This is a genomic window from Deinococcus koreensis, from assembly GCF_002901445.1.
In the GTDB taxonomy this organism is placed as follows: Bacteria; Deinococcota; Deinococci; order Deinococcales; family Deinococcaceae; genus Deinococcus; species Deinococcus koreensis.
In genome coordinates this window covers 1,608,675-1,620,118 of record NZ_PPPD01000001.1, presented here as the reverse complement: position 1 = coordinate 1,620,118, position 11,444 = coordinate 1,608,675, and the positions used below count along the sequence as shown (strand labels likewise).

At 69.7% G+C, this 11,444-nt stretch carries 10 protein-coding genes; 6 read left to right on the top strand and 4 right to left on the bottom strand.

Features of this window, described 5'->3' with window-relative positions; all coding sequences use genetic code 11:
* Nucleotides 1-38: 38 nt before the first annotated feature.
* Together CVO96_RS07735 and CVO96_RS07730 are read left to right on the top strand one after the other, a co-directional pair.
* Nucleotides 39-839, top strand: coding sequence for a MerR family transcriptional regulator (locus tag CVO96_RS07735; protein ID WP_103311737.1), 801 nt, complete (start codon nt 39-41; stop codon nt 837-839).
* Nucleotides 836-1,564 (top strand): alpha/beta hydrolase, encoded by a 729-nt coding sequence (locus tag CVO96_RS07730; protein ID WP_103311736.1) that lies wholly within the window; start codon nt 836-838, stop codon nt 1,562-1,564. The genes CVO96_RS07735 and CVO96_RS07730 overlap by 4 nt, the downstream gene beginning before the upstream one ends.
* Nucleotides 1,565-1,642: 78 nt before the next feature.
* Here the strand turns inward: CVO96_RS07730 and CVO96_RS07725 are convergent, their stop codons facing one another.
* Complete coding sequence (locus CVO96_RS07725; RefSeq protein WP_103311735.1) at nt 1,643-4,261, bottom strand: S8 family serine peptidase; 2,619 nt, start codon at nt 4,259-4,261, stop codon at nt 1,643-1,645.
* Between the two features lie 378 nt (nt 4,262-4,639).
* Nucleotides 4,640-5,557: a magnesium transporter CorA family protein gene (locus CVO96_RS07720; protein WP_103311734.1), complete on the bottom strand. Its 918-nt coding sequence runs from the start codon at nt 5,555-5,557 to the stop codon at nt 4,640-4,642.
* 106 nt (nt 5,558-5,663) lie between these two features.
* Here CVO96_RS07720 and CVO96_RS07715 point away from each other — a divergent pair, with 106 nt between their 5' ends.
* Together CVO96_RS07715 and xseA are read left to right on the top strand one after the other, a co-directional pair.
* Nucleotides 5,664-6,026 (top strand): fluoride efflux transporter FluC, encoded by a 363-nt coding sequence (locus CVO96_RS07715; RefSeq protein ID WP_103311733.1) that lies wholly within the window; start codon nt 5,664-5,666, stop codon nt 6,024-6,026.
* Nucleotides 6,027-6,056: 30 nt separating this feature from the next.
* Complete coding sequence (gene xseA, locus CVO96_RS07710) at nt 6,057-7,262, top strand: exodeoxyribonuclease VII large subunit (protein WP_103311732.1); 1,206 nt, start codon at nt 6,057-6,059, stop codon at nt 7,260-7,262.
* Between the two features lie 16 nt (nt 7,263-7,278).
* Here the strand turns inward: xseA and CVO96_RS07705 are convergent, their stop codons facing one another.
* Together CVO96_RS07705 and CVO96_RS07700 are read right to left on the bottom strand one after the other, a co-directional pair.
* The gene (locus CVO96_RS07705; protein WP_103311731.1) at nt 7,279-7,767 is read right to left on the bottom strand and encodes a hypothetical protein; all 489 of its coding nucleotides are present in this window, start codon (nt 7,765-7,767) and stop codon (nt 7,279-7,281) included.
* Nucleotides 7,764-8,633, bottom strand: coding sequence for a sulfurtransferase (locus CVO96_RS07700; protein WP_103311730.1), 870 nt, complete (start codon nt 8,631-8,633; stop codon nt 7,764-7,766). The genes CVO96_RS07705 and CVO96_RS07700 overlap by 4 nt, the downstream gene beginning before the upstream one ends.
* Before the next feature lie 923 nt (nt 8,634-9,556).
* On the opposite strand from CVO96_RS07700, the gene der reads away from it, so the two are divergent.
* Nucleotides 9,557-10,882 carry a ribosome biogenesis GTPase Der gene (der, locus tag CVO96_RS07695; protein ID WP_103311729.1) on the top strand — a complete coding sequence of 442 codons (1,326 nt, stop codon included), beginning with the start codon at nt 9,557-9,559 and terminating at the stop codon, nt 10,880-10,882.
* A 109-nt stretch (nt 10,883-10,991) separates the two neighbouring features.
* Nucleotides 10,992-11,405, top strand: a complete 414-nt coding sequence (locus tag CVO96_RS07690; RefSeq protein ID WP_103311728.1) for a pyridoxamine 5'-phosphate oxidase family protein — start codon at nt 10,992-10,994, stop codon at nt 11,403-11,405.
* The last annotated feature ends 39 nt before the right edge of the window (nt 11,406-11,444 follow it).

Here is an 11,444-nt window from a genome sequence, read left to right as displayed (position 1 = left end):
TTGACTCTTCCCCTGCGGCAGAGTTCTACCCTGCAGGCGTGCGTCCCCTGATCTCCATTGGCCGCTTCTCCGAGCTGACCGGGCTGAGTATCCGGGCGCTGCGGCTCTACGAGGAGCATGGCCTGCTGGCGCCGGCGATCGTGGATGCCCGAACCGGCTACCGCTTCTACCGCTGGCACCAGCGGGCGGTGGCCGAGCGGATTCACCGCCTGCGCGAACTGGACATGCCGCTGGAGCTGATCGCGCGCTGTCTGCACGGCGAGCTGGGGGTGGGCGCCGCCCTTGAGCAGCATGGCGCGGCCCTGCAAGCCGAGCTTCAGCAGCGCGCCCAGACGCTGCAACGGGTGCGGGAGGCTCAGACCAGCCGGGCCCTGCCGGACTTCGAGGTGCGGATCCGCCGGCAGCGGGCCTGGCCCCTGTTGAGCCTGCGCTACCAGACCTCCCTGAGCCGCTGTGAAGCCGACCGGCACGAGGGCTACCGCTCGCTGCGCCAGCGCGCCGCCCGGCTGGGCACGCGCGCCGCCGGGCCGCCCCACGCGCACCATCCACCCCAGGGCGGCTTCGATCCGGATGACTACGCGGTGGTGCTGTCGTTGCCGGTGAGGCTGGCGGTGCCCGGCAGCGAACCCGGTGTCGGGGGACTGATCGCCTTCACCCGTCTGTCCGGCGACCTGACGACCCTGCTGCACGCCTATCAGGCGCTGGGCGACTGGCTGGCCCGCTCGGCCTACCGGCGAGGCGGCCCCAGCGCCGAGCGCTACCTGTGTCTGCTGCGTCCCGGCACGTCGCCCCACACCGAAGTCTGGGCACCTGTCCACCCTGTCAAGGAGGGTCTATGAAGAGTCTGATGCTCTCTCTGTCCGTGCTGGCGCTGGCCGGCGCTGCCCTGGCCGCCCCCCAGCCGGTCACCCTGAAGGCCAGCGACGGCGTTCCCGTGTACGGCCAGCACACCGCCGTGCCCAGGCCCAGGGGCGTGCTGCTGCTGTTTCACCAGGCCGACAGTAACCTGCACGAATACGATCCGGTGGCCGCGCGGCTGGCCAGGGAGGGCTACGCCAGCCTTGCCATCGACCAGCGCCTGGGCGGCGGGATGTTCGGCGCCGTGAACCGCACGGCGAAAGCGGCGCCACCTGCCGACTATGCCCAGGCGCTGCCCGATCTGGAGGCGGCCGTGGGGTGGGCGAAGGCCACCTATCCCAAGGCCAGGATCTTCGCGCTGGGCAGCAGCTACAGCGCCATGCTGCTGTTCCCCCTGGCGGCCCGGCACCCCGAGCTGGCCGGCATCCTGGCCTTCAGCCCGGCCGACTACACCGGCGACGGCCTGGCGATCCGGGCCGCCTCGACCCTGAAGGTGCCGGTCTTCGCCACCAGCCGGGGCGACCCGGCCGAGCGTGAGCGGATGGACGTGATTCTGAGGGCGATCCGCACATCCAGGGTGACGCGCTTCCAGCCGGTGGGCGGCGGCGGGATGCACGGGGCCAGCAGCCTGCGCGACGACCGCAACATCCTGGGCACCGCGGGGCAATACTGGGCGGCGCTGCTGAAGTTCCTGCGCGCGCCCTGACGGTGCCCTGAAACCGGAGTCAATTCACAGGAAGAACAAGCCGCCCCAGATCGAATGGGGCGGCTGAGAGGCGGACGCTTACTTCTTCGGCGCGTTGACCGTGATGACCGGCGAGCTCCAGGTTTCCACGTGGGCGGGATTGCTGGCGTCGCCCAGGGCCTTGAGGGCCGTGATCTTCACGATGTATTTGCCGTTGGGCACGGGCTTGCGCTTGTCGTGGGTGTTACCCACGCCGTTGAAGCCGCGGCTCCAGCTCACCTGACCGTCCCAGGCGAAGGAGAAGTTGCCGGTGGGGGTGGCGTTGCGGGGCAGGTACTCGTCGGTGCTGGCGTTGAAGAACTGCGAGTGCACGGGCTGCATGGTCGCGGCGTCCACGATATCCAGCTTCAGGGTGCGGGCGAAGTGGTCGAGGTGCAACAGGAAGCTGGGGTAGTCCGCGCCCTGCATGGTGAAGGTGGTCGGCGTGCTGATCGGCGTGAAGCTGCCGTCCGCGTTGGCGCGGGCCATGGTCTTGGTGCCGGTCAGGATGGGCAGGCTCTGGTAGTCGCCCTGGAAGCCGGCGTAGGGCACGCGCAGGGGGGTGCCGGCGCCGGTGGGCGTGAACACCACGTAGCCGCCGTACACGGTCTGGTTGGCCGAGGTCGGGGTAATGGTCACGGTGATGGAGGCAGAGCTGCCAGCCGGGACGGTCACCGTGGGGGCCGAGAAGGAGGCGGTGGCGCCGGGCAGCAGGGCAGTGGGCGTGTAGTAGCCGGACGCCCCCTTGCCGCTCGTCAGCGCTCCCTGGTGCGACAGCGTGTAGGTCACGGCGGCCGTGCCCCGGTTGGTCACGGTCAGGGTCTGGGTCTTGGAGCCGCCCGCCGTCTCGTTCTCACCCAGCGACAGCTTGGAGGGGGTCACGCCGGCGGTGGCGCCCACGGCGCGCACCACGTTGATCATGCCCGCGCCCTGGCGATGCACGAAGTCGGTGTATCCGGCCGTGGGGGCAGCGCTCCAGGGCTTGGGCTCGGCCGTGTTCTGCAGCAGGGCGCGCATGTCACCGGCCGCGATGGGCTGGCCGGCCCTGCGCCGGGCCTCGATCACCAGCGCCGCTGCGCCCGCCACGTGCGGCGAGGACATGGAGGTGCCGCTCAGCACGGCGTAGCCGCTGCCGCCGGGCGACAGTTCGATGGGGTAGGCCGAGCGGATCAGGCCGCCGGGCGCGCCCAGGTCGGGCTTCAGGCTCAGGTCAGCCGCGAGGCCGTAAGAAGAGGAGGAGTCCAGCGTGTTGCCCGTGGGGTTGACATAGCTGCCGCTGTTGGGCGTCCAGGTGATGCTGGTGGGGCCGGCAGCGATGCGCGTGGCCAGGTTCAGGCCGAACTCGCGCGAGACGGTCACGACGGGGATGGTAATGGGCACGGCGCCCGCGACGGTGCCCGCGAAGGGGCCAGGAGTGCTGTTGTAGATCACCACGGCGGCGGCGCCGGCGTTCTGCGCGTTGGCGGCCTTGGTGGCGAAGGTGCAGGTGCCGCGAGAGATCAGGGCGGCCTTGCCGATCAGCGAGCCGGCGGGCAGGGGGTCGCAGCCGACCACGGGGGTCACGGCCTTCAGTTCCAGGCTGCCGCTGGTCGGCGCGGTGGGCGCCCCGGTGGCGTTCTGGTAACCGAACTTGTCGGCGCCCACCGTGAACTCGTTCAGGAAGACGTGGCTGTTCATGAAGTTCGCCACGCCGATGACCTTCTCGCCCACGCCGGGGGCGCCCGCCGAGAACACGCCGCCCGAGCCCGAGTTGCCGATGGACGCCGCCACGACCACGCCCGCGTCCACGAGGTTGCTCGCCGCGACCGCCGTGGGGTACTCCGCCCACGAGTTGAAGGCCGAGCCGATGCTCATGTTCAGCACGTCCATGCCGTCATTCAGGGCGCGTTCCATGGCGGCGACCATGATGTCGGCCTGGGTCGAGCCTTCGCAGCCGAACACGCGGTAGATGCCCAGCGAGGCTTCCGGGGCCACGCCCCTGGCACCGTTCGCGGTGGCGCCCCCCGCCGCGATGCCGGCCACGTGCGTGCCGTGCCCGCCGCAGTCGTCCACGGTGTCCTGACCGGCCACGGGATCGTTGCTGCCGTTGAAGGCGTCGCCCACGAAGTCGTAGGAGGCGACCACACGGCCCGTGAAGGCCGGGTGCTCGAGGTCGAGGCCGGTGTCCATGATGGCGACCTTCACGCCCCTGCCGCTCAGGCCCAGTTCGCTCTGCGCCACGTCGGCCCCGGTCTGGGCGATGGCCGTGGCCATGTCAGGCTCCTCGCTGCCAAAGGCCACCTCGGGGCGGGGCACGCTGAGCACCGGGAAGATGGCCTTCACGCCGTCCAGGTCGCGCAGCTTGGCCACGTCGGCGGCGTTCACCTCGACCGACACGCCGTTCCACAGCCGCTCGAACTCCAGCCGGTCTTTGACCTTGAGACCCAGCGCCCGGGCCTGGGCCCGGAAGGCCTGCCGCTCCTGGGCGATGGCGGCGCGGTTGCCGCCCTTGCTGGTCGCCTTTTCCCTGAACTCGACGAACCAGGCGCGGGCCGTTTCGTTGGTGCCGGCCTCGCTGACGGACTGGGACTGCAGCGCGCTGGCCTGCTGGGCGGTGGGGGCCTGCTGAACTCCACAGGCGGCCAGGCTCAGGGACAGCAGGGTCAGGGCGACATGGCGGGGAAGAGCGGCTGGTTTCATGAATCCTCCTGAAGCGGTGGCAACGACAGAGACAGCCGTCGGGCCGACGGCATGAGGGCTCTGTGCGCTGTGGAACGAGAAATTGAAGGGTTGTCCCAAAGAACATAAGGACGACATGAAACGCGGGGTGTGATCCATGTTTCATTCACGGGTCAGTCAGAGTTCTGTCAGAGCCGATCAGGAGGGCGATAGACACGCGGGGAACGGCTTTTTTCCGCCCCGATGCCCCGGATGAAGCCCGCGGGATGCGTCACGCCGCCACACCAACGGCGTCACCGGACGCCTCCTCTTCACCGCCTGTCCTCTATATCAGGACAGCCTGACGGCGGGCCAGTGCCGAGCCGGGCCACATCCCCCTGGCGCTGTCCGGCTCGCCCGTCACCACCAGCCCTTGCGCTTGAAGTAGTAGGCCAGCAGGCCGCCGACCAGCAGGAAGCTGGCCCAGGCCATCGCGTAGCCGTACCGCCAGGGCAGCTCGGGCATGTGCTGGAAGTTCATGCCCCACACCCCCGCCATGAAGGTCAGGGGCAGGAACACCACGCTCACGGCCGTCAGGGTTCGCATCACCTCGTTCATGCGCTGGCTCTGCAGGTTCAGGTGCAGGTCGAGCAGGCTGGTCAGGAAGTCGCGCAGGCCGTCGAGCCGGGCGGCGGCGCGGGAGTACGAGTCCTGGGCGTCGCGGTAACGCACCAGATCGCCGGGGCTGGCGGCGGCGTGCCGGCCCAGCAGCGCGGTGGCCTCGCGGGCGTCGGTCGCCAGCCGGCGGGCGTGGGCCAGCAGGTGCTTGAGTTCGAAGACCGCCTCGACCGGATTCTGGCGGGGCGAGCGGAAGACCTCCTCCTCCAGGGCGTCAAGCCGCGCCTCCAGCGTGTCGGCCAGGGTGAAGAACGAATCGGCGGTGTGGTCGAGCAGCTCGTAGGTGACCTCCGCCGGCGTGTTCACCGCCTCGCGGCCCACCAGCGTCCAGGCGGCGTCCAGCGCGCGGGTGCCGGCGCTGCTCAGGGTCAGCACGGTGTCGGCGAACACGAACACCGAGACGCGCTCGGTGAACTCGTCGGGCGTCTCGGGACGCGTGAAGGAGCGCACCGTGATGAAGCCGTGCTCGGGATACTGCTCGGCGCGGCTCCAGTGTCCGCGCTCCAGCGCGTCCTCCAGCGCCAGGCGGTTGAGCGTGAAGGCGGCCCTCAGCCGCGCGAGGTCGTCGGCGCTGGGGTCGCGCACATCGATCCAGAGCCCCTGGGGTTCTCCCGTCCAGTCCAGTTCCTCGCCCGTGCTCAGGCGTTTGGCGCGAATCATGGGCGCATCGTAGAGCGGGGCGGGAGGTGGGGAGCGGAGGGCAGAGGGTACGGGGCGTGGGGGCGTAGGCGGCTGGCGCCGTTATCCTGGGCCGGTGAGCGCGTGGATGTGGGTCTTGCTGGGGGGAGCGCTGGGGGCCGGGGCGCGCTACGGCGTGCAGCTCGCCCTGGCGCCCGTGGTGCTCCGCAGCGGCTTTCCGGTGGCGGTGCTGCTGATCAATGTGGTCGGTTCCTTCCTGCTGGGCCTGACGGTGGCGCTGGTGGGGCGCGGCGTGTGGCCCGAGGCGGCGCGGCTGGCCTTCGGCACCGGGGTGCTGGGGGCCTTTACCACCTTCTCCACCTTCAGCGTGGAGGTCGACGGCCTGCTCGGGCGGGGGGCCGGTGGCGCGGCGCTGGGCTACGTCCTGCTGAGCGTGGGGCTGGGCGTGCTGGCGGCAGTCGGTGGCCGCCTGGTGGGGGCGCGGCTGTGACCGGGGAGGCGCTGTGACCGGGGAGGCGCTGTGACCGGGAGAAAGCGGAAAAAGGAGGTGACCCGCCCGCCCGAGCAGTTTCTGGAACTCTCGGAGGTGCTCGACTATGTCGGGCAGGTCATCGCGCGGGGCGTGCCGGGGGCCGTGTGGGTGCGTGCGGAGGTCGCCTCGCTGACCGATCGCCGCCACCTCTACCTCGACCTCGTGCAGCTCGGCGAGGACGGCGAGGTCGCCAGGTGCCGCGCCACCGTCTGGGCCCGCGACCGCTCCCTGCTGGAGGCGAAATTCCGCAAGGCCACCGGCGGGGGCTTCTCGGCCGGCCAGAAGCTGCTGCTGTTCTGCACGCCCGAATTCCACCCGCAGTACGGCTTTTCCCTGCACATCCTGGACACCGCCCCCGAGTTCACCCTGGGCGACGCGGCCCTGCGCCTGGACGCGATGCGGGAGACCCTGGTGCGCGAGGGGGTCTACGGCCAGAACCGCCTGCTGCCCGCGCCCCAGGACTTCGCCCGTCTGGCGGTGATCGCCCCCCAGGAGGCCGCCGGCCTGGGCGACTTCCGCCGCGAGGTGGACGTGCTGGAGGCGGCCGGAATCGTGCAGATCCGCTATCTGGAGGCCACCTTCCAGGGCGCGGCGGCCTCGGCCAGCCTGGGGCGCGCGGTGGCACAGGCGCGCGCCCTGCACGAGCACGCGCCGCTGGACGCCCTGGTGGTGATCCGCGGCGGCGGCGCCGTGAGCGACCTGGCCTGGCTCAACGACCTCGACCTCGCCCGCGCCCTGGCGACCTTCCCGGTGCCCGTCATCACCGGTCTGGGCCACGCCCGCGACGACACCCTGCCCGACGAGGTCGCGCATTCCCGCACCGACACGCCCAGCAAGGCCGCCGCCCTGATCGTGGGCACGGTGCTGGGGGCCGCCTCACAGGCCCAGGAGGACGTCCGCACCATCCGCGCCCACGGGGCCCGGGCGCTCGTGGACGCCGACGCCCGCGCGCTGTGGGCGCGTGACCGGATCCGCACCGCGGCGGAGCGCCTTCTGGACGCCGCACGCGCCGACGTGGATTCCCTGATGCGTCAGGCGCTGGGGCTCACGCCGGAGCGCACCCTGGCGCGCGGCTACGCCCTCGTGCGGGGCCGGGACGGCGAGGTCGTGACCCGCGCGGCACATGTACAGCCGGGCGAGCGCCTGATCCTGGAATTTTCGGACGGCCAGGTGGCGGTCGGCGTGGACGCCTGAGCGGCGGGGCTGGCGTTCAGTCCCGCGTGAGGGTGCAGGTGCCGCTGCGCGCCTCGCCCACCAGGGCTCTCAGGGCGGGCAGCGTGGTGGCCGCACCGGAGCCGCTCAGCCCGCCCGCGAGTTCCAGCATCACGGCGGCGGAGTCCCTGACCAGCAGCCCCTCGGCGCTCTTCCAGCCCGCCGCCGGGGCCACGAAGCAGGCCGTCACCGTGCCGTCCGATCCCGGGCCGTACGCCTGTGACATATCGACCATGCCCACCAGCCCGCCGTCCACCCGCGCCAGGAGCAGGGCGCTGCGCGCGCTCGGGCCGTCGGCGTCGTATTCCCAGCGGTCACCCCGGAGTCTGCCGCCACCGCTGAGCGTGAATCGCTGCGACACGCGCGGCCCGGTGACGGCCGGACCTTCCACCCGGAACACGTCGCCCACCCGGAAGGGTTCCTGGGGCGGGGTGTAGGCGCAGGCGGCCAGCAGGCCCGCGAGCAGCGTCAGGACAGGCTGCCTCATATCTCCTCGGCCTCTCCGGTCGCCACCGGGCGCGTGTCGTCGCTGATCCAGTCGCTCCACGAGCCGGCGTACAGGCGGTTGCGGGGGCCCAGCGGCACGCCCGAGAGTTCACGCGCCAGCACGTTCGGCGTGGCGCTGACCCCGCTGCCGCAGTAGGTGATGGTGGGCGAGTCCCCGGCGTCCAGATGCACGCCCAGCGTGTCCGGATCGCGCCAGCGGCCCCGGCCATCCAGCACGCCGCTCCACTCGCGGTTCACGGCGCCGGGAATGTGGCCGGCCTTCGCGTCGATGGGCTCGACCTCGCCCCGGTAGCGGGCCTGGGCCCGCGAGTCGATCAGCAGGGTGGAGGGGTCACGGTGCTGCACGTCCTGGGCGGTGGCGACCATATCGGCCTGCACGTCCGGGACGAAGGTGGTGGGTGCGTGCGCCGGCTCGGCCGTGCTGGCCCCGCCCCCGGCCGCCACCCAGGCGGGCCAGCCACCGTCCAGCACCGACACCGCGCGGTGCCCCAGCCAGCGCAGCAGCCACCAGGCCCGCGCCGCGTAGAAGCCCTGCCCGGTGTCGGGATCGTCGTAGCACACGACCACCGAGTCGTTGCCGATGCCCACCGAGCCCAGCCACGCCGCCAGCACCCCCGGGTCGGGCAGGGGATGGCGCCCGCCCGCGCCGCTCTCCTGCAGGGGCCCGCTCAGGTCGGTCTCCAGGTCGGCGTACACCGCGCCCGGAACGTGCCCCTCCAGATACGCGATGCGCCCGACCAGCGGGTCGCTCAGGGCGTAGCGGCAGTCCAGCACGCGGAGGTTCGCGTCGGCGTGGTGCTCCAGCAGCCAGGCGGCGGTGGTCAGAGGAGAGGTGGGGGGAGTCATACCGGGAGGCTACACCTGTCCTCCGTCTGCGTGCCAGCCACTTCAATCCGGCCCAAAACAAAAAACCCGCCCTTCGCGGACGGTGATAAGAAAAAGATAGCGTGCCATGCAGGAGAAGTCAAATCCATGCAGGGGGCGGCGAAAGCGCTGTCCAGTACGGATATTCTGCCGGGCAAGCGTGGGTGTGAATGTATAGCACGAGGCGTGTTGGGGCAGATCCCTCACTCCGCTCAGGATGGCCGTTCCGAGGGTGTCTTGCCGGTTGTTCCTCCTCATCGTCGACGGGCCAAAACAAAAAATCCGCCTCTCGGGCGGTGATAGGGAAAAGATAGCGTGGAATGCGGAAGAAGTCAAATCCATACAGGGCATCCGGAAAATGCCCTCCAGTACACAGATTCCCGCCCTCAGACACCGGGACGGATACATAACGCGGGCATCGTCACCAGCGGGCCATGTCCGGCACGGCGGCGGGCCCGGCGCGGAGGGAAGTCCCTCTCTGCTCGCCGATCATCCTCAGCCCAGAAACGAAAAACCCGCCTCTTCGGCGGTGATGGGATAAAGATAGCGCCGGATTCAGCGGAAGTCAACCCTATGCAGTTTCCCAGAAAACACCGTATCAGGGCGAACTTTTCCTGAGTCGGGGGCGATCCGGATGTATACCGTGGCCGATTGCGAGGCGTCCCCGCCCGCCCTTCCAGCACTCCTGTATACTCGCACGTCTATGCCTGTGTTCTCGCCGTGAGAACCGGGCTTCGGCGGAGCACCCTGACGCTGGGCAGCTCCGACACCGCAAGGAGCGTCTGACATGTACCCAGACTTCAGTCTTCCGGCCCATATGTGCTGGATGTGCCTCCAGACTTCCGTCTGGGCACCATTTCTCCTACTCGCTCCGCTCGCCGCCCTGACGGGCGTGGAGGGCTTCCATGCATAAAGTAGCCATCGTAGGCCGACCCAACGTCGGCAAGTCCAGCCTGTTCAACCGCCTGATCGGCCGCCGCGACGCGGTCGTGGCCGACTTTCCCGGCGTGACCCGCGACGCCAAGGAAGGGCTGATGCTCCACCAGAACCACCGCATCACCCTGGTCGACACCGGGGGGCTCTGGAGCGGCGACGAGTGGGAAGCTGCCATCCGCCAGAAGGCCGAGTGGGCCATGGAAGGCGCCCAGGCGGTGATGTTCGTGGTCGATCCCCGCGAGGGGCTGTCGGCCGCCGACTACGAGGTCGCCGACTGGCTTCGCAAGCTGGGCACGCCCGTGATCGTCGTGGCGAACAAGATCGATTCCCAGAAGCACGAGGTTTACATGGCCGAGCTGTGGGGCCTGGGCTTCGGCGATCCGGTGCCCATCAGCGCCGAGCACGCGCGCGGGCTGGACGACCTGATGGACCGCATCATGGTGCATCTGCCCGAGGACGACGAGGACGTGCCGGAAGTCGCGCCGATCCGCATCTCGCTGATCGGGCGGCCGAACGTGGGCAAGTCCAGCCTGCTGAACGCCATCACCCAGTCCGACCGTGCCATCGTGGCCGACCAGCCGGGCACCACCCGCGACTCGCTGGACGTCGAGTGGGACTACGGCGGGCAGCGCTTCGTGCTGGTCGACACCGCCGGCATCCGCAAGAAGCCGGACACCGCCATCGAGGACTACGCCATCCAGCGCTCGCAGGCGGCCATCGCGCGCTCCGACCTGATCTGGCTGGTCGTGAACGCCACCGAACTGGGTGACCACGAGCTGAAGCTGGCGAACCTCGCCTACGACTCGGGCAAGCCCGTGATCGTGGTCGTGAACAAGTGGGATCTGGTGCCCGATCAAGACCTGAAAAGCACCGAGAAGGATCTGAAGCAGAAGCTCCACCACATCTCCTTCGCGCCGCGCGTGTACACCTCTGCCATCAACGACTACGGCATCCACGAGATGCTGGCCGAGGCCATGAAGCTGCACACCAAGTGGCAGAGCCGCATTCCGACCGCCGAACTCAACCGCTGGCTGGAAGTCTGGCAGATGCGCCAGAGCGTGCCGAACTTCCACGGCAAGAAGCTCAAGCTGTACTTCATGACCCAGGTGGAGACCTCGCCGCCGACCTTCGCCATCTTCTGCAACCGCGCCGACTTCGTGACCCGCGCCTACGAGGGCTTCCTGCAAAACCGCATCCGCGAGGATCTGGATCTGGCGGGCATCCCGGTGCGGCTCAAGTGGAAGGAGAAGGGGCCGTACAAGCGGGGCAAGAAGGGCGAGGAAGCCGAAGCCTAAACCGGCATTTACCCAACTCTGGCGCCGGCGCGCGCGGGGCACTCCAGACTGCCTGTGCCGGGCAGTCTGGCCCTGTTTGATCCCCCTTCTCTCAGCCCCTGGAGGCCCCATGAGCAAGACCCTGCAAGACCTGTCCCAGAAGATGCGCAAGATCGACATCGCCATGCTCTCGACCCATACGGCGGGCGGCAACATCGCCGGGCGCCCCATGAGCAACAACGGCGAGGTCGAGTACGACGGCACCTCGTACTACTACACGTACGAGGACACCCGCACGGTGCAGGACATCGAGAAGGACGACAGGGTGTCGCTGGCCTTCATGGGCGAGAAGGGCTTCTCGGTGGCGGTCGAGGGCAAGGCCAAACTGATGCGCGACAAGGCCAGCCTGGAGGAGCACTGGACGAAGGGACTGGAGCAGTGGTTCAAGGACGGCGTGGACACCCCCGGTATCGTGATGATCCAGGTCGACGCGACCCGCGTGCATTACTGGGACGGCGAGGATCAGGGCGAGATCAAGCTCTGAAGTCTGAACGGCCAGGGCCACCGGGAGACTTCTCGGTGG